Origin of the sequence: Vibrio sp. 10N.261.46.A3, from assembly GCF_041472995.1 — a bacterium.
Lineage (GTDB): Bacteria > Pseudomonadota > Gammaproteobacteria > Enterobacterales > Vibrionaceae > Vibrio > Vibrio coralliirubri.
Window position 1 is genome coordinate 1 of the sequence record NZ_JBFRRH010000041.1, and the last position, 292, is coordinate 292.

1 protein-coding gene is annotated in these 292 nt (G+C 32.2%); it reads left to right on the forward strand.

Annotation, left to right across the window (positions count from 1 at the left end):
* A partial coding sequence (locus tag AB4484_RS11985; protein WP_372078343.1) for a hypothetical protein occupies positions 1 to 204 on the forward strand: 204 nt, incomplete at its 5' end.
* Positions 205 to 292: the final 88 nt, after the last annotated feature.

Here is a 292-nt window from a genome sequence, read left to right on the forward strand (position 1 = left end):
TTACAATCTAGGGTACTGGGTGTTAATAATTCTTCATCTTATCTAGAAGTTTCGTCTGATATTTTTGCAGGATATCATCTCCCCTTAGATTACATTGGTGTTGGTGTTGAAATGGGATATACGTGGTTTGAAAAATTAAGAGATGATAGCTATCAAAAAAGAACTCTAAAAAAAGTTAGTGTCGATTTTGTCATATCATGGTGATCTTTCAAATTGCGGAGGACTTTTACTAAACACATCTGCATTGTTAATGTTATGATCTCCTTACTTTTAAAGGTAAGGAATTTCAATA